Raw genomic sequence first — 25,090 nt, forward strand, 5'->3', positions numbered from 1 at the left:
CGGCGCGCTCGCGCCTCCCGGCGCCGGGCCTCGGCGCTCGCCCGTCCCCGCACGGCTGGGCCTCGGCGCGCTTCCGGGGCCGGGCCGTGCGCGGAAAGGCGCCTTGACCGGGCCGAGGGCGGCGGCCCGGTGCCTTTCGTCGACGTGCGTGAACCGGCGCCTCGGCCGGCGGGGCGGACGTGGCCCCGGCGGGCGGACCGGTGTCTCGGCCGGCGGGGCGGACGTGGCCCCGGCGGGCGGACCGGTGTCTCGGCCGGCGGGGCGGACTAGCCCGGTGGTCGGCGTGCGGACTGGTGGCTCGGGGGGCGGGCGGACCGGTGTCTTAGCCGCCGGGCGGATCCGTGGCTCGGGGTGAGCGGACCGGTGTCTCGGTCGGCTGGGCGGACGTGGCCCGGTGGGCGGGCTGGTGGCTCGGGGGTGGCTGGACCGGTGTCTTGGCCGGTGGGCGGACCGGTGGCTCGGGGGCGGGCGGACCGGTGTCTCGGCCGGCTGGGCGGACACTGGCCCGGCGGGTGGATCGGTCGATGGTGGGCGGACCGGTGGCTCGGGGGCGGGCGGACCGGTGTCTCGGCCGGCGGGCGCCGTTGTCGGTGCCGTTTGGTAAGAATGCAAGCGTGAGCAGCGAGAACGGAGCGGGGGACGGCGGGGCCGACGGCGCGCCGCCGGAGCAGCTCGCGCTCATCCGGGAGAGCGTGCGCCAGGCGAAGGCGCCGCGCGCCAAGCCGCGGACCTGGCGGGGAGCCGCGCTCGCCGGGGAGCTGCCCGTCGCGCGGGTGCTGGTCGACAAGGGCGTGCTGCACCTCGACCGGTACTTCGACTACGCGGTGCCCGAGGAGCTGGACGCGCAGGCGCAGCCCGGAGTGCGGGTGCGGGTGCGGTTCGGCGCGGGGCGGGGCCGGGTGCGCGACGGGCGCCGGGAGGGCGGCGGGCTCATCGACGGCTTCCTCGTCGAGCGCCGGGCCGACTCCGACTACTCCGGGCCGCTGGCCGCACTGGCCCAGGTCGTCTCGCCCGAGCCGGTGCTGAGCGAGGAACTGCTCGGCCTCGCGCGGGCCGTCGCCGACCGCTATGCGGGAAGCCTCGCCGACGTCCTCCAGCTGGCCGTGCCGCCGCGCAACGCGCGCGCCGAGCAGCGGCCGTCCCCCGCACCGCTGCCGCCCCCGCCGCCCCCGGACACCGGCTCCTGGGCGCGGTACGAGCACGGGGCCGCCTTCCTCGAGGCACTCGCCTCCCAGCAGTCCCCGAGGGCCGTGTGGAACGCCCTACCGGGCCCGCTGTGGAGCGAGGAACTCGCCCGCGCCGTCGGCGCCGCCCTCGCCTCGGGACGCGGCGCGCTCGTCGTCGTACCCGACGGGCGGGCCGCCGCGCGGGTCGACGCCGCGCTCACCGCACTGCTCGGCCCGGGCCGGCACGCCCTGCTCACCGCCGACGCCGGCCCCGAGAAGCGGTACGCGCAGTGGCTCGCGGTGCGGCGCGGAGCCGTGCGGGCCGTCGTGGGCACGCGTGCGGCCATGTTCGCTCCCGTGCGGGACCTGGGGCTGGTCGCCATCTGGGACGACGGCGACGACAGCCACAGCGAGCTGCACGCGCCGCAGCCGCACGCGCGGGACGTCCTGCTGCTGCGCGCCGCGCTGGACAAGTGCGCGTTCCTGCTCGGCGGGTTCGGCTGCACCGTGGAGGCCGCCCAGCTCGTCGAGACCGGCTGGGCCCGGCCGCTGGTCGCCGGGCGGGAGCAGGTGCGGCGAGCCGCGCCGCTGGTGCGGACCGTGGGGGACGAGGACCTCGCGCGCGACGAGGCCGCCCGCGCCGCGCGTCTGCCCTCGCTCGCCTGGCAGGTGGCCCGCGAGGGGCTGCGGCACGGACCGGTGCTGGTGCAGGTGCCCCGGCGGGGCTACGCACCCCGCATGGCCTGTGCCCGGTGCCGGGCGCCCGCACGATGCCGGCACTGTTCCGGGCCGCTCGAAGGGCAGGACGGGGGCGTGCTGCGCTGCGGGTGGTGCGGGCGAGCGGAGGACGCCTGGCACTGCCCGGAGTGCGGCGGCTTCCGGCTCCGCGCCCAGGTGGTGGGCGCGCGGCGGACCGCTGAGGAACTGGGGCGGGCGTTCCCCGCCGTACCGGTGCGCACCTCCGGACGGGAGCACGTGCTCGACACCGTGCCGGGCACGCCCGCGCTGGTCGTGAGCACCCCGGGGGCCGAACCGGTGGCCGAGGGCGGCTACGCGGCGGCCCTGCTGCTGGACGGCTGGGCCATGCTCGTACGGCCCGACCTGCGGGCCGGTGAGGACGCGCTGCGCCGGTGGATCGAGGCGGGAGCACTCGTACGGCCGCAGGGGGACGGCGGCACGGTGGTCGTGGTGGCCGAGCCGACGCTGCGGCCCGTGCAGGCGCTCGTGCGGTGGGACCCCGTCGGGCACGCGGTGCGCGAGCTGGCGGAGCGGGCCGAGCTGGGGTTCCCGCCGGTGTCGCGGATGGCGGCCGTGACCGGCACGCCGGCGGCGGTGGCCGAGTTCCTGACGGCGGTCGAACTGCCGCCGGACGCGGAGGTGCTCGGGCCCGTCCCGGTGCCGCCGACGCTGCCCGGCCGGCCACGCAGGCCCGGCGCGCCCCCGCCGGGCGAGGACTGGGAGCGGGCGCTCGTGCGCGTACCACCGGGCAGCGGGGCCGCGTTGGCCGCCGCCCTGAAGACCGCCCAGGCCGCTCGCATGGCGCGGGGGAGCGGGGAGCCGGTGCGGGTGCGGATCGACCCGCCGGACATCGGCTGACATCGGCGCGAAGGATGCCGGGCGCGCGCCGAGGGACGCGGGCGGAGGTGTGTGCACGGTACGACGGCGGCGGACAGCGGCAGCGACACTGCGCACGATACGACGGCGGCAGCGGCACTGCGGGCACTGCGGGCGGTGCGTCGGCGGCGGGGGACGGCGGGCCCCGGGAACGGCGGTTGGTGTGGGGCCGGGGCGGCCGTCGGGTCAGGTCCGGGTCGTCCGCCCTCCCGGAGGACGACGGGGGGTCTCCGGAAGGGCAGGACAGATTCGTCAGCCGTTGCGCGGACCGGGGAAGGCCGTCGGCCGGGTGTCTTCACGCAAGGCAGAGCTGCCCGCCGTCGGCTGGGTCGGCATGGAGCGGGCGGCCGGGACGGTCGGCATCGTGGGCATCGTGGGCAGGCCGGTGTTCACGTTGATCGCGCGGCCGCCGGACGGGTCCGTCGCCAGCTCCGGCTCGGGGGCCGTCTGGGCGGCGGCGCGGCGGGCGCCGTAACGGCGGTGGACCGCCTGCTTGGTGACTCCGAGCGCCGAGCCCACCGCGTCCCACGAGAAGCCCAGCGAACGGTCGAAGTCCACGGCGGCCGTGACCAGGGTCTCGACGCTGTCCCGCAGTTCCTGGGCGAGGCGCACCGTCGGGGCGGGGGCACGTCCGTAGACGACGAAGCCCGTGGACGGGCCGGAGCGGCGCGGTCGGTACACATTGCCCAACTGGGCGGTGAGCGTGCGCAGTGCGTCCACCTGCCGGCGGACGCGCTCGATGTCCCGCACCAGCAAGTGCAGGCTGGCCCGGGCCTGGGCGTCGTGGGTTGCGTGGTCGGCCATGAACAAGCCTCTCGAACCGGCGTTGAAAGGAATTGGGCCGCGAAAGCGGCCCGATGTGGTCAACTTTTTCTTGACCAACGCGTCTGCGCTCCGCTGGTCACGGGGTGGGGGCGTACAGGCATATGCGTACGCCGGTGCCCAAGAGGCGTGCGCCGGTCCGTGGTGCGGCCACTCCGTTCCGCCGGCCGGCCACCGCCCGCTCCCGGCCGAACGGGACACGCGAGCCCCCGGTCCGGGGCCCCGGCGGCCGCTGCTGCGCCCGCCCGTCCCGCCGTCCGTCCCCGCCACCCGTCCACCCGCCCGTCCGTCCCCGCCACCCGCCCGTCCGTCCCCTCGTCCGGACGACGCCCTTCCCTCCGCGCCCGAGTCGGCCCGTGGTCATAGACTGGTGCGCTGCCCGTCCAACCCCCGCCCGAGAGGCCCGATCCCGCCCATGAAGCTCGTCTTCGCCGGTACCCCCGAGGTCGCCGTTCCCGCCCTGGACGCCCTGATCACCTCCGGGCGGCACGAGGTGGCCGCCGTCGTCACGCGGCCGGACGCGCCGGCCGGGCGAGGGCGCAGGCTGGTCGCGTCGCCCGTGGCCGAGCGGGCCGAGGAGGCCGGCATCGAGGTGCTGAAGCCGGCCAGGCCGCGCGATCCAGCCTTCCTGGAGCGGCTCGCGCAGATCGCGCCCGACTGCTGTCCGGTCGTCGCCTACGGCGCCCTGCTGCCCAGGGCGGCCCTGGACATCCCCGCCCACGGCTGGGTCAACCTGCACTTCTCGCTGCTGCCCGCCTGGCGCGGCGCGGCACCGGTGCAGCACGCCGTCATGGCGGGCGACGAGATCACCGGTGCCTCCACCTTCCTCATCGAGGAGGGACTGGACTCCGGGCCCGTCTACGGCACCGTGACCGAGGAGGTCCGGCCCACCGACACCAGCGGCGACCTGCTCACCCGGCTAGCCTTCGCCGGTGCCGGCCTGCTCGCCGCCACCATGGACGGCATAGAGGACGGGACCCTGAAGGCGGTGCCGCAGCCGTCGGAGGGCATCACGACGGCGCCGAAGATCACCGTCGAGGACGCCCAGGTGCGCTGGACGGCGCCCGCGCTGCGCGTCGACCGGGTCGTGCGCGGCTGCACCCCGGCACCGGGCGCCTGGACCGTCTTCCGCGGAGAGCGGCTCAAGCTCGTCCAGGTCGCGCCGGTGCCCGAGCGGACCGATCTCGCCCCGGGGCAGCTCGCGGTGGGCAAGAACAGCGTGCACGTGGGCACCGGCTCCCACGCCGTCGAACTGCTCTGGGTGCAGGCCCAGGGCAAGAGGCCGATGCGCGCGGCCGACTGGGCGCGCGGCGTCCGTATCGCGGAGGGCGAGACGCTCGGCGCCTGAGCCCGGACGGCGGGGGCGGGGGGTGCGCCGACGTAGGCTGGAGGCCGCACCCCTTACTTCACATCCGGAGCACCTTTTTCGTGAGCGAGCAGTCCGGGCGGCCGCGCAGGCCCGCCAAGCCCTACCGCCGGCCCCAGAAGGATCCCGTCCGCATCCTGGCCTTCGAGGCGCTGCGCGCGGTCGACGAGCGGGACGCGTACGCCAACCTCGTGCTGCCGCCGCTGCTCAGGAAGGCGCGCGAGAAGGCGGACTTCGGAGCCAGGGACGCCGCTCTCGCCACCGAGCTGGTGTACGGCACACTGCGCCGGCAGGGCACGTACGACGCCGTCGTCGCCGCCTGCGTCGACCGGCCGCTGCGCGAGGTCGATCCGCCGGTGCTCGACGTGCTCAGCCTCGGCGTGCACCAGCTCCTGGGGACCCGGATCCCGACGCACGCCGCCGTGTCGGCCTCCGTCGAGCTGGCCCGGGCGGTGCTCGGCGACGGACGGGCCAAGTTCGTCAACGCCGTGCTGCGCAAGGTGGCCCAGGACGATCTGCAGGGCTGGATCGAGAAGGTGGCGCCGCCCTACGACGAGGATCCGGAGGAGCACCTCGCCGTCGTGCACTCGCACCCCCGCTGGATCGTCTCCGCGCTCTGGGACTCCCTCGGCGGCGGGCGCGCCGGTATCGAGGACCTGCTGGCGGCCGACAACGAGCGGCCCGAGGTGACGCTCGTCGCGCGGCCGGGCCGGTCCACCACCGAGGAACTGCTGCGCGAGGAGTCCGCCGTGCCGGGGCGCTGGTCCCCGTACGCGGTGCGGCTCGCCGAGGGCGGGGAGCCGGGCGCGGTCGACGCCGTGCGCGAGGGGCGCGCCGGAGTGCAGGACGAGGGCAGCCAGCTGGTCGCCCTCGCCCTCGCGAACGCCCCGCTCGAGGGGGCCGACGAGAAGTGGCTCGACGGGTGTGCCGGGCCCGGCGGCAAGGCCGCGCTGCTGGCCGCCCTCGCCGCCGAGCGCGGGGCCGCGCTGCTGGCCTCGGAGAAGCAGCCGCACCGGGCCGGTCTGGTGGCCAGGGCGCTGGTTGGGAACCCGGGGCCCTACCAGGTCGTCACGGCCGACGGCACCCGGCCGCCGTGGCAGCCGGGCGCGTTCGACCGCGTGCTCATGGACGTGCCGTGCACCGGGCTCGGCGCCCTGCGCCGGCGTCCCGAGGCCCGCTGGCGGCGGCGCCCCGAGGACCTGGAGAACTTCGCGCCGCTCCAGCGTTCCCTGCTGCGCACCGCGATCGAATCGGTGCGGGTCGGCGGGATCGTCGGCTATGCCACCTGCTCGCCGCACCTCGCCGAGACCCGGGCGGTCGTCGCCGACGTGCTCAAGCAGTACCCCGACACCGAGCTGATCGACGCCCGCCCGCTGCTGCCCGGCCTCACCGCGCTGGGCGAGGGCCCGGACGTGCAGCTGTGGCCGCATCTGCACGGCACCGACGCGATGTACCTGGCGCTCGTCCGCCGCACGGGCTGACCTCCACGGTCCGCTCGCCGGGCGACGCGGGCGCGGGGCCGGCTACGCCCATGGTCGTCCACAGGCACCCTCATTCCGTCGTACAAGTAGGATGAACGCTCTCGCCTGTGGACGGGCGCGAACATCAGTGCCCCGGACATGGCAGGCTTGGGTCATGGCCGTGCAGATCAACCCCAGCATCCTGTCCGCCGACTTCGCGCGCCTCGCGGAGGAGGCCAAGGCGGTCCAGGGCGCCGACTGGCTCCATGTCGACGTGATGGACAACCACTTCGTCCCGAACCTCACGCTCGGTGTCCCGGTCGTGGAGTCCCTGGCCCGTGCGACGGACACCCCGCTGGACTGCCATCTCATGATCGAGGACCCCGACCGCTGGGCTCCCCAGTACGTCGAGGCGGGCGCCTCGTCCGTCACCTTCCACGTGGAGGCCGCCGCCGCCCCCGTGCGGCTCGCCCGGGAGATCCGCGCCAAGGGTGCCCGCGCCTCGATGGCGCTCAAGCCGGCGACGCCGATCGAGCCGTTCGAGGACCTGCTGCCGGAACTGGACATGCTGCTGATCATGACGGTCGAGCCGGGCTTCGGCGGCCAGGCTTTCCTCGACATCATGCTGCCGAAGATCCGCCGCTCCCGGGAGCTGATCAAGAAGCACGGTCTCCAGCTCTGGCTGCAGGTCGACGGCGGTGTCTCGGCCTCGACGATCGAGCGGTGCGCGGACGCGGGCGCGGACGTGTTCGTCGCCGGCTCGGCGGTGTACGGGGCGCAGGACCCCGCCGAGGCGGTGCGGGCCCTGCGCGGCCAGGCGGAGACGGCCGCGGCCAGGGCGTCGTGGGCATGCGGCCACTGAGCCACAGGTAAATGAACGGTTAAGTGAACGGCGCCCATCAGGGCGGATCAGTTGCGCCGGATCTGCAAGGATGAACGGCGAATCCAGAGTGTGAACAGCAGTGAGGAGATCGCCGTGTCGGGTATGTCGGCGGGCCGGTCAGCCATGCGGATGGGACCCGCTGAGCTGGTCCAGGCGGCGGCCATGGCCCGCCGCTTCTACCTCGAGGGCAAGTCCAAGATCCAGATCGCCGAGGAGTTCGGCGTCAGCCGCTTCAAGGTGGCCCGGGTCCTGGAGACGGCCCTCGAACGGGATCTCGTGCGCATCGAGATCCGTGTGCCGGCCGAGCTGGACGCAGAGCGCTCCGACGCGCTCCGCGCCCGCTACGGCCTCAGGCACGCCGTCGTGGTCGAATCCCCGGCCGAGGCGGAGGAGACCCCCGACCCCGAGAACCTCGGCGAGGTCGCCGCCGACCTGCTCGGTGAACTCGTCAACGAGGGGGACGTCCTCGGGCTGGCCTGGGGCCGGTCCACCATTCACATGGCGGCGGCGCTCGACCGGCTGCCGCCGTGCACGGTGGTGCAGCTGACCGGCGTGTACGACGCCGGAACCGCCGAGCGCGGTTCCGTGGAGGCGGTGCGCCGCGCCGCCCAGGTGTCGGGCGGCGACGCACACCCCATCTACGCACCGATGCTGCTGCCGGACGCGGCCACCGCGGCGGCGCTGCGCAACCAGACGGGGATCGCCCGGGCCTTCGAGTACTTCGACAAGGTCACGGTGGCCTGCGTCTCCATCGGCTCCTGGGAGCCGGGCATCTCCACCGTGCACGACATGCTCAGCGACGAGGAGCGCGCGCACTACGCCTCCCTCGGTGTCGCCGCCGAGATGTCCGCGCACCTCTTCGACGCCGACGGGCGCCGGATCGGGCGGGACCTGGGCGAGCGGTGCATCACGGTGAAGACCGACCAGTTGCGCCGTATCCCGGAGGTCGTGGCGATCGCCGGCGGACAGCGCAAGGCGCCCGCCATCGACGCGGTGCTGCGCTCGGGGCTGGTCACCAGCCTGGTGACCGACACGTCCGCCGCGGACTACCTGATGACGGCGGGGCCGACGCCGAAGCCCGCGCTCAGCCGCGCGGACCCGGACGGCGTCTGACGGTTCGCCGGCGGATCCGGACGGCGTCCCACGGCCGGCCCACGGGTTCGTCCGGCGGGCCGCGGCACCGCCGGAGGACGCGTCCGGCGCGGGTCGCGGCCTCGGCGGGGCCGATGATCACTACGAGTCGTCCCGGACGGTGCTGAGATGAGCGAAGACCTGGCGGGCCGCTGCACGGTCGTGCTGGACCTGGACGGGGTCAGGGACAAGGCCGGCCTGATGGACCGCGTCGCCCGGGCGCTGGCGCTGCCCGACTGGTTCGGCCGGAACTGGGACGCGCTGGCCGATTCCCTGTCCGACCACACGGTCTGGCCCGCGGGAGCCGTCGAACGGGGGCTGCTGATCGTCGTGCGCGGGTGGCAGCCGTACGCCGAGGCGCGCCCGGGCGAGTGGCGGACCGCCCAGGACGTGCTCGGCGAGGCGGTGGACCGCACCGCCGCCCTCGCCGTCGTCCTGGCCCTTGGAGGATCCTCCTAGGTGATCGGAGCGGACCCTGGATGTTCCGTCGGGGCGGTACACCGGTCACGACATGGGAGAATGAAGTACGTGCTCTTTCCCCCTGGCACACCTGTCCGGGGGTCACCTCTGATCGACTGGGATGTGCAGCACGTGCGTTTCCTCAATGACATCCAGCCCGCGTACGACCTGACGTACGACGACGTGTTCATGGTGCCGAGCCGCTCCGCGGTGGGCTCGCGTCAGGGCGTGGACCTCAGCTCGCCGGACGGCACGGGCACCACCATCCCGCTCGTCGTCGCCAACATGACCGCCATCGCCGGCCGCCGCATGGCCGAGACGGTCGCCCGCCGCGGCGGCCTCGTGGTCATCCCGCAGGACATCCCGATCGACGTCGTCACCGACGTCGTCTCCTGGGTGAAGAGCCGGCACCTGGTGCTGGACACCCCGATCGTGCTGGCCCCGCACCAGACCGTCGCCGACGCCCTGGCGCTGCTGCCCAAGCGGGCGCACAACGCCGGTGTGGTCGTGGACGAGGACCAGCGGCCCGTCGGTGTCGTCACCGACGCGGACCTGACCGGCGTCGACCGCTTCACCCAGCTCGAAGTGGTCATGTCCAGGGACCTGCTGCTCCTCGACGCGGACATCGACCCGCGCGAGGCCTTCAACCGCCTGGACGCGGCCAACCGCCGCTACGCCCCGGCCGTGGACGCCGACGGCAGGCTCGCCGGCATCCTCACCCGCAAGGGCGCCCTGCGCGCCACGCTGTACACCCCGGCCGTCGACGCGCAGGGCAGGCTGCGCATCGCCGCGGCCGTCGGCATCAACGGCGATGTCGCGGGCAAGGCCAAGCAGCTGCTCGACGCGGGCGTGGACACGCTCGTCATCGACACCGCGCACGGCCACCAGGAGTCGATGATCAGCGCCGTCAAGCTGGTGCGCGGCCTCGACCCGCAGGTGCCGATCGTCGCGGGCAACATCGTCTCCGCCGAGGGCGTCAAGGACCTGATCGACGCGGGTGCGGACGTCGTCAAGGTCGGTGTGGGCCCCGGCGCCATGTGCACCACCCGCATGATGACCGGCGTGGGCCGGCCGCAGTTCTCCGCGGTCCTGGAGTGCGCCGCCGAGGCGAAGAAGTACGGCAAGCACGTGTGGGCCGACGGCGGCGTCCGTCACCCGCGCGACGTGGCCATGGCGCTCGCCGCCGGCGCGGCCAACGTGATGGTCGGCTCCTGGTTCGCGGGCACCTACGAGTCGCCGGGCGACCTCCAGCAGGACGCGGACGGCCGGGAGTACAAGGAGTCGTTCGGCATGGCCTCCGCGCGTGCCGTCGCCAACCGCACCTCGGACGAGTCGGCGTACGACCGCGCCCGCAAGGCGCTGTTCGAGGAGGGCATCTCCACCTCGCGCATGTTCCTCGACCCGGCCCGCCCTGGCGTCGAGGACCTGATCGACTCGATCATCGCGGGCGTCCGCTCCTCCTGCACCTACGCCGGTGCCGGTTCCCTGGAGGAGTTCGCCGAGAAGGCCATCGTCGGCATCCAGAGCGCCGCCGGCTACGCCGAGGGCAAGCCGCTGCACGCCAGCTGGAGCTGACCGTCGCCTCCCGCCCGTTCGGCCTCCGTTCACCCCGCGCCGGGGAGAACGGAGGCCGTCGGCGTCTTCGGGCGCCTACCGTCGGCTCAGCGGCCGTCACCGCCGGGCGGCCGTCACCGCATGCCGGGTCGCCGATGTCGCCGTGCGCGGCCGTGCCCGCATGCGGGGCCGGCGATGTCGCCGTGCGCGGCCGTGCCCGCATGCTGGGCGGCCGATGTCGTCCTGCGCGGCCGTGCCCGCATGCTGGGCGGCCGATGTCGTCCTGCGCGGCCGTGCCCGCATGCCGGGCGGCCGATGTCGTCCTGCGCGGCCGTGCCCGCATGCCGGGTCGCCGATGTCGTCCTGCGCGGCCGTCACCGGCCGGGCGCGAGCGTGAGCATCTCGGCGCACGTTCGGGACCAGGTACATCCCTACCGAAGCGGCGTTCGCGGACGGTGTGCGCACCCTGGCGAGGAGAGTGCCGGAGACGCCGGCCTGTGGTCGCAGGGACCTGTGGGGGAGCGGTGCAACGCTCGGCAGCCCGCCTGCAACGAACCGTCACACCGGCCCGATGTACGCAATGATCATCCGGGGACGCGCAAGGTTGCTGCATTACGCCCGCGAAGCTCCGCCTCATAGGGTGCTCAGCTGTACGTGGCGAGGCGGGGCCCGCTCGGTCGGTCCCTGCCGTCGCAGGGCCGCGGCCTGTCCCCGCCCACCGACCGGCAGCGATAAGGAGCCAGCGCGTGCTCGACCAAGGCGCACCCCCGCCCCACCCCACCACGGCCGCCCCCGCGTCCCCGGGCCTCGCCGCGCGCCTCATGCGCCGCAAGCCCGTGGAACGCCTGGTCTCGGAGGTGGGGCAGGGCGAGGGAGGGCAGCTGCGGCGCTCCCTCGGACTGTGGCAGCTCACCATGATCAGCATCGGCGCCACGCTCGGCACCGGTATCTTCGTCGTCCTCGGCGAGGCCGTGCCCAAGGCGGGCCCGGCCGTCACCGTCTCCTTCGTGATCGCCGGTCTCACCGCGCTGTTCTCGGCCCTGTCCTACGCCGAGCTGGCCGGCACCATCCCGGTCTCCGGCTCCTCGTACTCGTACGCGTACGCGACGATGGGCGAGCTGATCGCCTGGGTCTGCGGCTGGTGCCTGCTGCTGGAGTACGGCGTCTCGGTCGCCGCCGTGGCCGTCGGCTGGGGCCAGTACCTGAACGAGCTGCTCGACGGCACCATCGGCGTGACCCTCCCGGCCGCCCTGGCCAACCCGCCCGGCGTCGACGGCGGCGTGTTCAACCTGCCCGCCCTGATCGTCGTGCTCCTCGCCATGGTGTTCCTGCTCGGCGGCGCCAAGGAGTCCGCGCGGGCCAACACCGTCATGGTGTGTGTGAAGATCGCCGCGCTCGTGCTGTTCTGCGCCATCGGCTTCATGGGCTTCAGGTCCGGCAACTACGCGCACTTCATGCCGCTCGGCATGGACGGCGTCAGCGCGGCCGCCGCCACGCTGTTCTTCTCCTACATCGGCTTCGACGCCGCCTCGACCGCCGGTGAGGAGGCGACGAACGCCCAGCGCGACCTGCCGCGCGCCATCATGCTGTCCCTGGTCATCGTGACGGCCCTGTACGTGCTGGTGGCCGCCGTGGCGGTCGGTGCCAGGCCGTGGCGGACCTTCGACAACTCCGAGGCCGCCCTCGCCCAGATCATGACGGACGTCACCGGGCAGAGCTTCTGGGGCACCCTGCTGGCCTTCTGCGCCGTCATCGCCATCGCCAGCGTCGTGCTGACCGTGCTCTACGGCCAGACCCGCATCCTCTTCGCGATGTCCCGCGACGGACTGGTGCCCAAGGTCTTCGCCAAGGTCCACGCGAAGAGCGGCGCGCCGCGCGCCAACACGGTCATCGTGTCCCTGTTCTGCGGTGTCCTCGCCGCCGCCGTCCCGCTGGGCCAGCTGGCCGACGCCACCAGCATCGGCACGCTGTTCGCCTTCGCTCTGGTCAACGTGGCCGTGGTGGTGCTGCGCCGGACCCGTCCGGAGATGAAGCGCACCTTCCGCGTCCCGCTGGCCTGGGTGCTGCCCGCGCTGGGCTTCCTCTGCTGCGCGTGGATGATGGCCAGCCTGTCCACCGTGACCTGGACCGTGTTCGGTGTCTGGATGGCCGTCGGGCTCGTGTTCTACTTCGTGTACGGCCATCGCCGTTCCCGTCTCGCGACCGACCGGGATCTCGCGGTGGCGGAAGAGAAGTGACCGGACCGAAGAAGTGAACGACCCCCTGTGCTGAACGATCTCGACGAACGCATCGTGCACGCCCTCGCCGAGGACGCCCGCCGCTCCTACGCCGACATCGGGCAGATGGTCGGTCTGTCCGCGCCCGCGGTGAAGCGGCGCGTGGACCGGCTGCGCGCCACCGGGGCCATCACCGGATTCACGGTCCGGGTGGACCCGGCGGCGCTCGGCTGGGAGACCGAGGGGTTCATCGAGATCCACTGCCGGCGCAACACCTCGCCGGAGACCATCCAGCGGGGTCTGGAGCGCTACCAGGAGGTCGTGGCCGCGTCGACCGTCACCGGCGACGCGGACGCCATCGCCCAGGTCTTCGCCTCCGACATGCGCCACTTCGAGCGGGTGCTGGAGCGGATCGCCGGGGAGCCGTTCGTGGAGCGCACGAAGTCGGTGCTCGTGCTGTCGCCGCTGCTGCGCCGGTTCTCCTCCGGGGCACCGGGCTAGCGGCGGTCCCGTCCCGGACCGACCCCGCTGCTGCTGCCGCCGCTGCCGCTGCCGGCTGCGGGGCCGTCGTGGTCTGTCGCGCAGTTGCCCGCGCCCCTTTGGGGGCTCGGGGCACGTGCTGCGTGGCTGTCGGGCGCGGGTTCGTCGTGGTTTGTCGCGCAGTTCCCCGCGCCCCTTTGGGGGCTCGGGGTACGTGCTGCGTGGCTGTCGGGTGCGGGTTCGTCGTGGTTTGTCGCGCAGTTCCCCGCGCCCCTTCGGGGGCTCGGGGGTACGTGCTGCGTGGCTGTCGGGTGCGGGTTCGTCGTGGTTTGTCGCGCAGTTCCCCGCGCCCCTTCGGGGGCTCGGGGGTACGTGCTGCGGGGCTGCCGGGCGCGGGTTCGTCGTGGGTTCCCGCGCCCCTGGCCGGACGTGGTGGACGACGACCGGCCCTCCGGCCACGCGGCGGTCCTCACGACCTTTGCCCTGTCCAGGGGTGACCCGGGGACACCGCAGCCGGCGAGCGCGGCACCGGGACCGCTCCCGCGGGCGGCCCCGCGCTTCCCAGTGACGGGGAGCCGGCGGGGGTGCGGCTCGCCGGCGCCGCGGGGCCGCTTCGGGGGCGCTCCTGCCGCACCGGCGCCTGCCACCGAACGGGGGAGCCGGCGGCCGCGGCGTGAGCGGGCCGCCGGATCGTTCCGCGGGGCGTCCCCGGCGCATCCCGCGACCCGCTCCCGGGAACGCGCAACGAATCGCCGTGGCGTGGCCGTGCCACGCAATGATTCGCCCACCGGCGCGCAACGGCTCCTTCTTGTCCGGTCGAGTGCGCCGACCGTACCGTCTTTCTGACCCCAGGCTCCCCGTTCCCGGTGAGGACCACGCATGCGCACCGCCCTGCTCCAGAGCTCCGGCCGCCCCGGCTCCGTCGCCGAGAACCTCCAGGTCCTCGACGAGGCCGCGGGCCGGGCCGCCGCCGCGGGCGCCGCGCTGCTGGCCGCCCCGGAGATGTTCCTGACCGGCTACGCGATCGGTGACGGCATCGGCCGCCTGGCCGAGCCCGCCGACGGCGACTCCGCCGACGCGATCGCCGAGACCGCCACCCGCCACGGCATCGCCATCGCCTACGGCTACCCGGAGCGGGACGGCGAGACCGTCTACAACTCCGCCCAGCTGGTCTCGGCCGACGGCTCCCGGCTCGCGAACTACCGCAAGACCCACCTCTTCGGCTGCTTCGAGCGCGAGCACTTCACGCCGGGTGAGGGGCCGGTCGTCCAGGCCGAGCTGAACGGCCTCACCGTGGGCCTGATGATCTGCTACGACGTGGAGTTCCCGGAGAACGTCCGCGCCCACGCCCTGGCCGGCACCGACCTCCTCGTCGTCCCGACCGCGCAGATGCACCCCTTCCAGTTCGTCGCCGAGTCGATGATCCCGGTGCGGGCCTTCGAGAACCAGATGTACGTCGCCTACGTCAACCGGGTCGGCCAGGAGGGGGAGTTCGAGTTCATCGGCCTCTCCACGCTCGCCGGCCCCGACGGCGTCGCCCGCACCCGTGCCGGCCGCGCCGAGCAACTGGTGCTCGCCGACGCCGACCCCGCCTTCCTGGCCGCCTCCCGCGAGGCCAACCCGTACCTGAAGGACCGCCGCCCCGCTCTGTACGGGCCCCTGGTCTGATCCCCCCCGAGCCTTCCCCCGAGTCACCCCCGCGCAAGGAGTCCGTACCCCATGACGTCCACGGTGCCCAACGCCGTCGAGCACGCCGACGAGCAGCAGCCGCCGATCACCATGTTCGGCCCGGACTTCCCCTACGCCTACGACGACTTCCTCGCCCACCCGGCCGGCCTCGGCCAGATACCGGCGACCGAGCACGGCACCGAGGTGGCGGTCATCGGCGGTGGCCTGTCCGGCATCGTGGCCGCCTACGAGCTGATGAAGATGGGCCTCAAGCCCGTCGTCTACGAGGCCGACCAGATCGGCGGACGGCTGCGCACGGTCGGTTTCGAGGGCTGCGACGAGTCGCTGACCGCGGAGATGGGCGCGATGCGCTTCCCGCCGTCCTCCACCGCTCTCCAGCACTACATCGACCTGGTCGGTCTGCGGACGAGCCCCTTCCCGAACCCGCTGGCCGAGGCGACCCCCTCGACCGTCGTCGACCTCAAGGGCGAGTCGCACTACGCCGAGACCATCGACGACCTGCCCCAGGTGTACCGGGACGTCGCCACCGCCTGGAACAAGTGCCTCGAAGAGGGCGCCGACTTCGCCGACATGAACCGCGCCATGCGCGAGCGCGACGTGCCGCGCATCCGCGAGATCTGGGCGAAGCTGGTCGAGAAGCTGGACAACCAGACCTTCTACGGCTTCCTCTGCGACTCCGAGGCCTTCAAGTCCTTCCGGCACCGCGAGATCTTCGGCCAGGTCGGCTTCGGCACCGGCGGCTGGGACACCGACTTCCCCAACTCCATCCTGGAGATCCTCCGCGTCGTCTACACCGAGGCCGACGACCACCACCGCGGCATCGTCGGCGGCTCCCAGCAGCTGCCGCTGCGCCTGTGGGAGCGCGAGCCGGAGAAGATCGTCCACTGGCCGTACGGCACCTCGCTGAAGTCCCTGCACCTCGACGGCGAGCCGCGCCCGGCCGTGACCCGGCTGCACCGCACCGCGGGCAACCAGATCACCGTGACCGACGCGAACGGTGACATCCGCACCTACCAGGCGGCGATCTTCACCGCCCAGTCCTGGATGCTGCTGTCCAAGATCGCCTGTGACGACTCGCTCTTCCCGATCGACCACTGGACCGCGATCGAGCGCACCCACTACATGGAGAGCTCCAAGCTCTTCGTTCCGGTGGACCGGCCCTTCTGGCTCGACAAGGACGAGGAGACCGGGCGGGACGTCATGTCGATGACGCTCACCGACCGCATGACCCGCGGCACCTATCTGCTGGACGACGGCCCGGACAAGCCGGCCGTGATCTGCCTCTCCTACACCTGGTGCGACGACAGCCTGAAGTGGCTGCCGCTGTCCGCGAACGAGCGGATGGAGGTCATGCTGAAGTCGCTCGGCGAGATCTATCCGAAGGTCGACATCCGCAAGCACGTCATCGGCAACCCGGTCACCGTCTCGTGGGAGAACGAGCCCTACTTCATGGGCGCGTTCAAGGCCAACCTCCCGGGCCACTACCGCTACCAGCGCCGCCTGTTCACGCACTTCATGCAGGACCGGCTGCCGGAGGACAAGCGGGGCATCTTCCTCGCCGGCGACGACATCTCCTGGACGGCCGGCTGGGCCGAGGGCGCCGTCCAGACCGCGCTGAACGCGGTCTGGGGCGTCATGCACCACTTCGGTGGCCGGACCGACGCGACCAACCCGGGCCCGGGCGACCTCTACGACGAGATCGCGCCGGTGGAACTTCCCGAGGACTGACCGGGAGCGGGGACCAAGGCGCGGGCGGCCGGACTCAGACTCCGGCCGCCCGCGCCTTCTCGTACACCTCGGCCGCGATGTCCTTCAGCTCCTCCGCGTCCCGCGCCAGGCCCTGGACGTCGACCATGATCTCCTCGAAACCGAGCTGCGCGTGCGCGATCAGGTCGTCGACGGTCTCCTCGACCGTCGCCTTGTGGAGCCGGCCGGTGTCCTCCTGCGCCCTCGGCAGCCGGTAGCTGTTCACCCGCAGCACCGTCCGGATGGGCTCCGTGCGGCCCCGCTCCTCCGCCAGTTCCCGCAGCCGGCGCCACTCGTCGGCGACCACCTCCGGCTTTCCCGTGTTCACCGGCAGCCAGCCGTCGGCGTGGTCCACGAGCCGCCGCCAGGCCCGCCTGTTGCCCGCGGCGAGCATGATCGGGATCGGCCGGGCGGGCTTGGGCCCGACGACCGCGGAGGCGATCCTGGAGAGCGGCCCGTCGTGGACGACCGGATCCGGACCCCACACCTTGCGGCACACCTCGATGACCTCGTCCAGCACCGCCCCGCGCTCCTCGAAGGGCCGGACGCCCGAGGCCGCGTACTCGTCCAGGGACCAGCCCGTGCCGAAGCCGGCGATCACCCGGCCGCCGCTCGCCGCGTCCAGCGAGGCCAGGGCCTTGGCGAGCTGGAACGGCACGTGCAACGGCGCCACCAGGACACTCGAGCCCAGGCGCGCCCGCTCCGTGGCCGCCGCCGCCAGCGTCAGCGTGACCAGGGGGTCCGCCGTGGTGCGGTACTCGTCGGGCCAGGCCATGCCCTCGATGCCGTACAGGCCCTGGGTGGCGGGCTCCGCGAACAGGGCCCGTTCGAAGACCCACAGGCTTTCGTAGCCGATCCGCTCGGCCGCGCGTGCCACGTCCGGCACGTCCTTGCCGAGTGCGTACTGCTGCATCTGGGGAAGACCGAGACCGAGCCTGGTCGCCATACCACTGCTCCTCTGCAATCGGATACCGCGGCGTCAACGTGCCGCCGACGGCGGGTGGTTCCTCGGGCGGCCCACGGCGACGAGAACAGGCCACCTCAGTCGGTCAGGGGAGTCAGCAGCATCCGGCCGGCGAAGCCCACCGCCGCGTCCAGACGCTCGGTGAACTCCTCGGCGACGTCCTCGAAGCGGCGCAGCGTCCACAGGGCGCGGGCCGCCGACCAGGTCGCGTCCCGGGCCCGCTCCAGACTCCACGAGCCCAGCAGATGGGTGAGCGGATCGGCGATCTGCAGCAGGTCGGGGCCCGGCATCAGATCGTCGCGGATGCGCTCCTCCAGGGCGGTGAGGAGGTCGCCGACCCGGTCGAACTCGTCCTCCAGCTCGGCCGGTTCGCAGCCGAGGGCACGGCAGGTGTCCACCACGGCGAGCGCCAGGTCGTGTCCGATGTGGGCGTTGATGCCGGCCAGCGCGAACTGCAGTGGCCGTACGCCGGGATGGCGGCGCAGCTGGAACAGCGGCCGCCAGCAGGCGGGGGGACGGCGGTCGGCGGCCGCCGTGTCGACCGCCGCCAGATAGCGCTCGGCGAACCGCACGTCCAGCGCGATCGCCGCCCGCGGGTCGGCGAACCCCCCGCCGTCCAGGCACCGGTCGACCTCCTCGGTGACGGCGAGGTAGACGCGGTTGAACACGGCGACCCCGTCCCGTTCGGGAAGGGCCGCGTCGAGCGCGCGCATCCGGGAGACGACCGCGTCGACGGGAGTGGTGAGGTGTTCCGACCGCGCCATGAGGGAAGCGTCCCAGCCCCGGACCGGCAGGCGCGCCGACCGGCCCGGCGCTTCGCCGGAACGGGGGAACGTCGGACGGCCCGCGAGGCGACGCGGGCCCGTGCGGGGGAGCGTCGGACGGCCGCAGCGCGGCGCGGGCCCGTGCGGGGGAGCGTCGGACGGTGGCGAGGCGGCACCGGGCCCTTGGGTGCCGTATGCGCCTACTGCTCGGTGCGCGGAGTCTGCGGAGCCTCCTCGCCGTAGCTGGACGTGCCCTCGTCCAGCAGGGGCTCCTGCTTCTTCAGGTGGGGCGGGGCGAAGGCGCGCAGCGCGTGGTAGCCGGTGATGACGACCACGGTGCCCAGGGCGATACCGCTGAGCGAGAAGTTGTCGGTGAACTTCATGCTGACGTTGCCGACGCCGATGATGATGCCCGCGGCGGCCGGCACCAGGTTCAGCGGGTTGCGCAGGTCGACCTTGGCGTTGAGCCAGATCTGGGCGCCGAGCAGGCCGATCATGCCGTAGAGGATCACCGTGATGCCGCCCAGCACACCGCCCGGGATCGCGGCCACGACGGCGCCGAACTTCGGGCAGACGCCGAACAGCAGGGCGAAGCCGGCGGCGGCCCAGTAGGCGGCGGTGGAGTAGACGCGGGTCGCGGCCATCACGCCGATGTTCTCGGAGTAGGTGGTGTTCGGCGGGCCGCCCACCGCGGTCGACAGCATGGAGGCGACGCCGTCCGCCGAGATCGCCGTACCGAGCTTGTCGTCCAGCGAGTCGCCGGTCATCTCACCGACCGCCTTGACGTGCCCCGCGTTCTCCGCGACCAGCGCGATGACGACGGGCAGCGCGACCAGGACCGCCGACCACTGGAAGGTCGGCCCGTGGAAGGAGGGCAGGCCGATCCAGTCGGCCTTGGACACGCCCGAGAGGTCCAGGCGCCAGTGGTCGGTGACCTTGCCGCCCGGGCCCATCGAGTGGATCTTGCCGAAGAGCCGGTCGAAGGCCCAGGAGACGCCGTACCCGAACACCAGGCCCAGGAAGATCGCGATGCGGGACCAGAAGCCGCGCAGGCAGACCACGGCCAGGCCCGTGAACAGCATGACCAGCAGGGCCGTCCACTGGTCCTGCGGCCAGTAGGTGGACGCGGTCACCGGGGCGAGGTTGAAGCCGATCAGCATGACCACCGCGCCGGTGACGATCGGCGGCATCGCGGCATGGATGATCCGCGCGCCGAAGCGCTGCACGGCGAGGCCGATCAGGAACAGCACGGCGCCGACGACCAGGACCGCGCCGGTCACGGTGGCGCTCGTGCCGCCCTGCGCCCGGATGACGGCGGCCACGCCCACGAACGACAGGGAGCAGCCGAGGTAGCTGGGCACCCGGCCGCGGGTGGCGAGCAGGAAGATCACGGTCGCCACGCCCGACATCATGATCGCCAGGTTCGGGTCCAGGCCCATGAGTACGGGTGCGACGAAGGAGGCGCCGAACATCGCGACCACGTGCTGGGCGCCGAGGCCCACCGTGCGGGGCCAGGTGAGCCGTTCGTCGGGGCGTACCACTGCTCCGGGTGCGGGCGTGCGCCCGTCACCGTGCAGTTTCCAGCGCACGCCGAGGTCCATGGTGGTTTTCGCTTTCTTAGGTACGTGAAGACGGTCCGAACCATTGTCAGGGGTACTTGGCGGCTCTACGCTCACACGGTCCTGCTTGTGAACCTCGTTCAGATACGTGATTCGCTGGTTCGCAGATCGGAGAGTGCCCGATGCGTGCGAGACCCCGTGCGGCCGTGCTCCTCACCGCGGTGGTGACCTTCGGCGCCCTGCTCGTGCCCTGCGCCCACGCGGCGTCCGAGGTCCCGCGGACCGCCGTCCTCGACGGCGTCCGTCTCCAGCGGACCCGGGCCCGCCTCCACCACGACCCCGGGCTGCGGCGCGCCCTGCGGGACCTGACGGCCCGCGCGGACGACTGGCTGGGCCAAGGCCCCTGGACGGTCGTCGACAAGCCCAGGCCCGCCCCGGGCGGCGACGTCCACGACTATCTGAGCCAGGCCCCCTACTGGTGGCCCACGACCGCCCCCACCGCCGACAACCCCTGGGGCTGCCCGTACGTCCAGCGCGACGGCCGGCGCAATCCGGAGGTCGACAGCGGGACGGACCGGCAGGACGCCGAGAAGGTCTTCGACTCCGTGTACGACCTCTCGCTCGCCTGGTACTACACGGGCGAGCGGACCTACGCCGAGAAGGCCGGGCAGATCCTGCGCACCTGGTTCCTGGACCCCGCCACCCGGATGAACCCGAATCTGGACCACGCCCAGTTCATCCCCTGCAAGTACGACGGCCGGGCCATCGGCATCATCGACTTCTCCCAGTCGTACACCTGCGTCCTCGACGCCCAGGCCCTCCTCGCCACCGGCGCGCCCGGCTGGAGCGCGAAGGACCGGACCGCGATGGGCAAGTGGAACTCCGACTTCCTGGGCTGGCTGAAGAACAGCGACTTCGGTGGGCAGGAGGGCGCCGCGGCCAACAACCACGGCACCTTCTACGACATGCAGCTGGCCGCCCTCGCCTACGCCACCGGTGACACGGCCCTGGCCCGGCGGACCGTGCTCGACGCGCGGGCGAAGCGGATCGACCCGCAGATCGCGGCCGACGGGAGCCAGCCGCAGGAGCTGGCCCGCACCCGCAGCTGGCACTACTCGACCTTCGACCTGGTCGCCTACACCCGGCTCGCGGCCATCGGCCGGCACCTGGGGGTGGACCTCTGGAGCTACCGGGGCCCGGACGGGCAGAGCGTGCGGAAGGCGGTCGACCTCCTGCTGCCGGCCGCGACCGGCGCCGCCGCCTGGCCGCACCCCGAGCTGGAGTTCCACCGCTATGCGGCGAGCGACGTCGTGCACGCGGCGGCGGACGCCGGGGACGCGGCGGCCGAGCGGGCCGTGCCGATGCTCGAGGCGCCGCCCGGCGGAGACCTGTGGGCGCTGCGCCCCGCCGCCGAGCAACTGGACTCGATAGCGGGCTGACCGGCCAGTTCCGCCGGCGGGGCGCGTCACCGGCCGGCGGCCCTCTCGGCAGGGGGTCCTGAGCGGTCGCTTAGTATGGGCGGGCCCGGGGGTGTACGCCCCGTTCCGCCGGGGTGCGCACACCCCGCCCGCCCCGGGGTCCGCACGCCCCGCTCGCCCGGGGTGCGCCGCCCCTCTCACCCTCGCTCAGGAGCCCCGCCCGTGACCGCCGAAGCCCCGACCGCGCCCGCCGTCCCGCACGGCCGGCTGATCCCCGTCACCGTCCACTTCGACGACCTCGACGCGCTCGGGCTCCTGCACAACGCCCGCTACCCGCTGATGGTCGAGCGCGCCTGGACCGAGCTGTGGCACGGGCACGGCATCCGCTTCGACGGCGACTGGGTGGCGGCCGGCGACGCCTGCAACGCGGTCAAGGAACTGCGGATCAGCTACGAGGCCCCCGTGACCCGGCCGGGCACCTACGCCGTCCACCTCTGGCTGGAGCGCCTCGGCACCACGGGCCTGACCTACGGCTTCCGCTTCTGCTCGGCCGACGGCGCGCAGACCTACGCCCACGGCACCCGGGTGCTCGTCCGGCTGGACGCGACGACCCTGCGGCCCGCGCCGTGGACCGAGGCCTTCAGGGCCGCGGGTCGGGAACTGCTGCGGACCGCGGACTGATCTCCTTGCGGCCACCGCGCTCGGCGGTGCGCAGCACCCCCGCGAACACCGCGAGCCCGCACGCCAGCGCCGTCACCACGCAGAACGACACCGTCAGGCTGGTCACCTGGGCCACTCCGCCGATCAGGCTCGGCGCGATCAGCCCCGAGGTGTAGGTGATGGTCGCCACGCCGGCGATGGCCTGGCTCGGATGGGGCCCGGCGTGCCCGGCGGCCGCGAAGCACAGCGGTACGACGACCGCGATGCCGAGGCCCATCAGCGCGAACCCGCCCATGGCCACGGCCGGATGCCCGGCGAGGACGATCAGCAGCCCGCCCAGCCCGGCCAGGACCCCGCCCGCCCGGACCGTGCGCACCGCGCCGAAACGGTTCACCACGGCGTCCCCGGCGATCCGGGCCACGGCCATGGTCAGCATGAAGCCGGTCGTCGAGGCCGCCGCGAGAGCGGCCGAACCGTCCAGCCGGTCCCGCAGGAACACCGCCGACCAGTCCAGGCTCGCCCCCTCCGCGAACACCGCGCAGAAGCCGACCGTCCCGATCAGCAGCGCGGAGCGGGGCGGCAGGGCGAACCGCGGCGGCGGTTCCTCGTCCTCGGCGGGCTGCACGTCGAGGACCCAGGTGCAGGCCAGCAGTCCGAGGAGGGTGAGCGTGGCCGCGGCCAGCGCGTGGTGCAGTCGGGCGTCGGCGCCGAGGTGCGCGGCGAGCGTGCCGGCCGCCGAGCCGATCAGCGCCCCCGCGCTCCACATGCCGTGCAGCCCCGACATGATCGACTTCTCCAGTCGGCGCTCGATCTCGACGCCCAGCGCGTTCATGGCGACGTCGGCCGTGCCCGCTGCGGCGCCGTAGACGAACATCGCCAGGCACAGCGTGTACAGGTTCGTCGCCGCGGACGGCAGGGTCAGCGACAGGGTCCACAGCGCGAGCAGCCCGCGCAGGGCCCTGCGGCTGCCGAAACGGTGACTGATACGGCCCGCCAGCGGCATCGCGCACGAGGCGCCGAGCGCCGTGAAGGCCAGCGCGAACCCCAACCGGCCGGCGCCGAGCGAGGCGTGGTCCTGGATCCACGGCACGCGGGTCGCGAAGGAGCCGGTCACGGCACCGTGCACGGCGAACACGGCCGCCACGGCGTACCGGGCGTGCCTCACCTCGTCACGTGCGCGGCCCACGTCACTCATGTTCCTGCCCCTCCCCGGCGGTAACCCGGACACACCCCCGATGCACGCGCCGTAAACTATCAGGGACCCTGCCTGATAGATAGACGGTTTCACGGCCGCGGGCGTCCCGGGGTGGTCGCGGCGATCTGGGAGGATTCCCGCCATGCCCGCATCACCGAGCACCGCCCGGGCCATCAACGACCGGCTCGCCCTGCGGCTGCTGCAGCAGGAGGGCCCGCTGACGGCAGGGCAGTTGAAGCAGCTGACCGGACTGTCCCGGCCGTCGGTCGCCGACCTCGTCGAACGGCTCACCGCCGCCGGGCTGGTGACGGTGGTCGGCGAGTCCGGCGAACAGCGCCGCGGCCCCAACGCCCGGCTGTACGGCATCGTCGCAGGCCGCGCCCACCTCGCCGCCCTCGACGTCCGTACCGAAGGCGTCTTCGTGCTCGTCTCCGACCTGGTCGGGCGGGTGCTCGCCGAGGCGTCGGTGCCGATCGGCGACGACGCCGGGACCGGACCGGCCGTGGAGCAGGCGGTGGCCGCGGTGGAGCGGACCGCGAAGGAGGCCGGGGCGGACCGGCTGCACACCGTCGGCATCGGCGCCCCCGGTCTCATCGACCCGGCCACCGGCGACCTGCGCGACTCCGCCGGCCTGCCCGCCTGGCACCGCAGCCTGGCCGCCGCCCTGCAGGAACGCCTGCCGGGGGCCCGGGTGACCGTGGAGAACGAGACGAACCTGGCCGCCGTGGCCGAACAGCGCGAGGGGGCCGCGCGGGACCGGGACACCTTCGTCCTGCTGTGGCTCGGCCACGGCGTCGGCGCCGCGGTGGTCCTCGACGGAGCGCTGCGCCGCGGCTCCTCGGGCGGCACGGGCGAGATCGGCTTCCTGCCGGTCCCGGGAACCGGTTCACTGCCCTCGGCCACCGACTGCGACGGCGGGTTCCACTCCCTGACCGGGGCGGCGGCGGTCGTCGCCCTGGCGGCGCACTGCGGCCTGCCGGTGCCGGCCGTGGCGGACGGGCCCGGGGCGGCCGCGGCGGTGCGGAAGGCCGCGGCGCAGGCGACCGCGGAGCCGGTGGTCGCGACACCGTTGGCCGCGGCGCCGGTGGTCGCGGAGCCGGCGCCGGGCGCGGCGGAGCCGGCTGCCCCCGCCGGCCGTTTCCTCTACGCCCTGGCCGACCGGGTCGCCGTCGGCGTCGCCTCCGTGGTGGCGGTCCTGGACCCCGGATGCGTGGTGCTCGGCGGCGAGGTGGGGCAGGCCGGGGGAGCGGTGCTGGCCGGGCTCGTGGCCGAGCGGCTGCGCCGTATGTCGCCCCTGCCGACCGAGGTGCGGCCGAGTGTCCTCGGCGGTACGGCCGTGCTGCGCGGAGCGCTCCTGACGGCCCGTGAGCGAGCGCAGGACGAACTCTTCGCACCCCCCGAGCGCTAGCCGGGACACCGGGCGTGCCGGGCGGGGACGGCGCCGCCGACCGCGCGGCGGGCGGGGCCGACCGCGGCCACCGACCCCGCCGGGAGCCGCCGGACGACGGTTCGGGCCCGCTGACGGCCCGGCGGCGGGCAAGGGCCGTCGTCACCGCCGCCGGACCCGCCCGCACCCTAAAAGGACTAGACCAGTGTGGTCAATGGGTCCGGACCAATGCCAAGCCTCCCGCCCACCGCGGCAGTTGACGAGGGTGACTGCGGGGTGCAAGTCCAGTGACACGGGCTGTGAGCGAGCCCACATCCCCCGTCCGCCTGGCCGGGCGCAGGGCGTGGCACACTGGCCCTGTACCAGAAGCAGCGCACTCCGGGGTCGGTGAAAGTCCGAACCGGCGGTTATAGTCCGCGACCCGGTCGCTTCCAGCGGCCGGTTGACCAGGTGGAATTCCTGGACCGACGGTTAAAGTCCGGATGGGAGGCAGTGCGCGGCGGGCGGGCACGCATGTGCGCGCCGCCGTATCTGGGCTCGCCCCGTCCGGGCGGGTC

The 25,090-nt window shown here is 73.8% G+C and carries 19 protein-coding genes and 1 riboswitch; of the genes, 14 read left to right on the plus strand and 5 right to left on the minus strand.

Annotation, left to right across the window (positions count from 1 at the left end):
- Window positions 1-614 precede the first annotated feature (614 nt).
- Window positions 615-2,762, plus strand: a complete 2,148-nt coding sequence (locus tag ABVB68_RS32675; protein WP_353604804.1) for a primosomal protein N' — start codon at window positions 615-617, stop codon at window positions 2,760-2,762.
- A gap of 270 nt (window positions 2,763-3,032) precedes the next feature.
- Here ABVB68_RS32675 and ABVB68_RS32680 read toward each other — a convergent pair whose 3' ends face one another.
- Window positions 3,033-3,584, minus strand: coding sequence for a hypothetical protein (locus ABVB68_RS32680; RefSeq protein WP_353604805.1), 552 nt, complete (start codon window positions 3,582-3,584; stop codon window positions 3,033-3,035).
- 433 nt (window positions 3,585-4,017) lie between these two features.
- On the opposite strand from ABVB68_RS32680, the gene fmt reads away from it, so the two are divergent.
- The 10 genes from fmt to ABVB68_RS32730 all read left to right on the plus strand — a co-directional run bounded on the left by fmt (window position 4,018) and on the right by ABVB68_RS32730 (window position 16,568).
- Window positions 4,018-4,950, plus strand: a complete 933-nt coding sequence (gene fmt, locus ABVB68_RS32685; RefSeq protein WP_353604806.1) for a methionyl-tRNA formyltransferase — start codon at window positions 4,018-4,020, stop codon at window positions 4,948-4,950.
- Window positions 4,951-5,030: 80 nt separating this feature from the next.
- On the plus strand, window positions 5,031-6,449 hold the full coding sequence (locus ABVB68_RS32690; protein ID WP_353604807.1) for an RsmB/NOP family class I SAM-dependent RNA methyltransferase: 1,419 nt from the start codon (window positions 5,031-5,033) through the stop codon (window positions 6,447-6,449).
- A gap of 154 nt (window positions 6,450-6,603) precedes the next feature.
- Entirely contained in the window at window positions 6,604-7,290 is a 687-nt protein-coding gene (gene rpe, locus ABVB68_RS32695) for a ribulose-phosphate 3-epimerase (RefSeq protein ID WP_353604808.1), read from the plus strand.
- Between the two features lie 90 nt (window positions 7,291-7,380).
- Window positions 7,381-8,424: a sugar-binding transcriptional regulator gene (locus tag ABVB68_RS32700; protein WP_353604809.1), complete on the plus strand. Its 1,044-nt coding sequence runs from the start codon at window positions 7,381-7,383 to the stop codon at window positions 8,422-8,424.
- A 147-nt stretch (window positions 8,425-8,571) separates the two neighbouring features.
- Window positions 8,572-8,901, plus strand: coding sequence for a barstar family protein (locus ABVB68_RS32705; protein WP_353604810.1), 330 nt, complete (start codon window positions 8,572-8,574; stop codon window positions 8,899-8,901).
- Window positions 8,902-9,033: 132 nt separating this feature from the next.
- Window positions 9,034-10,476, plus strand: a complete 1,443-nt coding sequence (locus ABVB68_RS32710; protein WP_353604811.1) for a GuaB1 family IMP dehydrogenase-related protein — start codon at window positions 9,034-9,036, stop codon at window positions 10,474-10,476.
- Window positions 10,477-11,201: 725 nt separating this feature from the next.
- Window positions 11,202-12,692 (plus strand): amino acid permease, encoded by a 1,491-nt coding sequence (locus ABVB68_RS32715; protein ID WP_353604812.1) that lies wholly within the window; start codon window positions 11,202-11,204, stop codon window positions 12,690-12,692.
- Between the two features lie 27 nt (window positions 12,693-12,719).
- Complete coding sequence (locus ABVB68_RS32720) at window positions 12,720-13,172, plus strand: Lrp/AsnC family transcriptional regulator (RefSeq protein WP_073899367.1); 453 nt, start codon at window positions 12,720-12,722, stop codon at window positions 13,170-13,172.
- An 858-nt stretch (window positions 13,173-14,030) separates the two neighbouring features.
- Window positions 14,031-14,819 (plus strand): carbon-nitrogen hydrolase family protein, encoded by a 789-nt coding sequence (locus ABVB68_RS32725; protein WP_353604813.1) that lies wholly within the window; start codon window positions 14,031-14,033, stop codon window positions 14,817-14,819.
- Window positions 14,820-14,870: 51 nt separating this feature from the next.
- Window positions 14,871-16,568, plus strand: coding sequence for a flavin monoamine oxidase family protein (locus ABVB68_RS32730; RefSeq protein WP_353604814.1), 1,698 nt, complete (start codon window positions 14,871-14,873; stop codon window positions 16,566-16,568).
- Window positions 16,569-16,602: 34 nt separating this feature from the next.
- Here the strand turns inward: ABVB68_RS32730 and ABVB68_RS32735 are convergent, their stop codons facing one another.
- The 3 genes from ABVB68_RS32735 to ABVB68_RS32745 form a co-directional block, all read right to left on the minus strand.
- Window positions 16,603-17,532 carry a TIGR03619 family F420-dependent LLM class oxidoreductase gene (locus ABVB68_RS32735; protein ID WP_353604815.1) on the minus strand — a complete coding sequence of 310 codons (930 nt, stop codon included), beginning with the start codon at window positions 17,530-17,532 and terminating at the stop codon, window positions 16,603-16,605.
- 95 nt (window positions 17,533-17,627) lie between these two features.
- The gene (locus ABVB68_RS32740; protein WP_353604816.1) at window positions 17,628-18,314 is read right to left on the minus strand and encodes a DUF5995 family protein; all 687 of its coding nucleotides are present in this window, start codon (window positions 18,312-18,314) and stop codon (window positions 17,628-17,630) included.
- Between the two features lie 200 nt (window positions 18,315-18,514).
- The gene (locus tag ABVB68_RS32745) at window positions 18,515-19,915 is read right to left on the minus strand and encodes a uracil-xanthine permease family protein (RefSeq protein ID WP_353604817.1); all 1,401 of its coding nucleotides are present in this window, start codon (window positions 19,913-19,915) and stop codon (window positions 18,515-18,517) included.
- Window positions 19,916-20,055: 140 nt separating this feature from the next.
- Between ABVB68_RS32745 and ABVB68_RS32750 the strand changes: the two genes are divergently transcribed.
- Both ABVB68_RS32750 and ABVB68_RS32755 read left to right on the plus strand, forming a co-directional pair.
- Window positions 20,056-21,312, plus strand: a complete 1,257-nt coding sequence (locus tag ABVB68_RS32750) for an alginate lyase family protein (protein WP_353604818.1) — start codon at window positions 20,056-20,058, stop codon at window positions 21,310-21,312.
- Window positions 21,313-21,513: 201 nt separating this feature from the next.
- Window positions 21,514-21,972: an acyl-CoA thioesterase gene (locus ABVB68_RS32755; protein ID WP_353604819.1), complete on the plus strand. Its 459-nt coding sequence runs from the start codon at window positions 21,514-21,516 to the stop codon at window positions 21,970-21,972.
- Here the strand turns inward: ABVB68_RS32755 and ABVB68_RS32760 are convergent.
- Complete coding sequence (locus ABVB68_RS32760; RefSeq protein WP_353604820.1) at window positions 21,932-23,146, minus strand: MFS transporter; 1,215 nt, start codon at window positions 23,144-23,146, stop codon at window positions 21,932-21,934. The two genes, ABVB68_RS32755 and ABVB68_RS32760, sit on opposite strands and share 41 nt — an antisense overlap.
- A 142-nt stretch (window positions 23,147-23,288) precedes the next feature.
- On the opposite strand from ABVB68_RS32760, the gene ABVB68_RS32765 reads away from it, so the two are divergent.
- Complete coding sequence (locus ABVB68_RS32765) at window positions 23,289-24,554, plus strand: ROK family transcriptional regulator (protein ID WP_353604821.1); 1,266 nt, start codon at window positions 23,289-23,291, stop codon at window positions 24,552-24,554.
- Between the two features lie 348 nt (window positions 24,555-24,902).
- Window positions 24,903-25,033, plus strand: a riboswitch (FMN riboswitch).
- Window positions 25,034-25,090: the final 57 nt, after the last annotated feature.

It is taken from the genome of Streptomyces sp. NPDC096012, from assembly GCF_040426375.1.
In the GTDB taxonomy this organism is placed as follows: domain Bacteria; phylum Actinomycetota; class Actinomycetes; order Streptomycetales; family Streptomycetaceae; genus Streptomyces.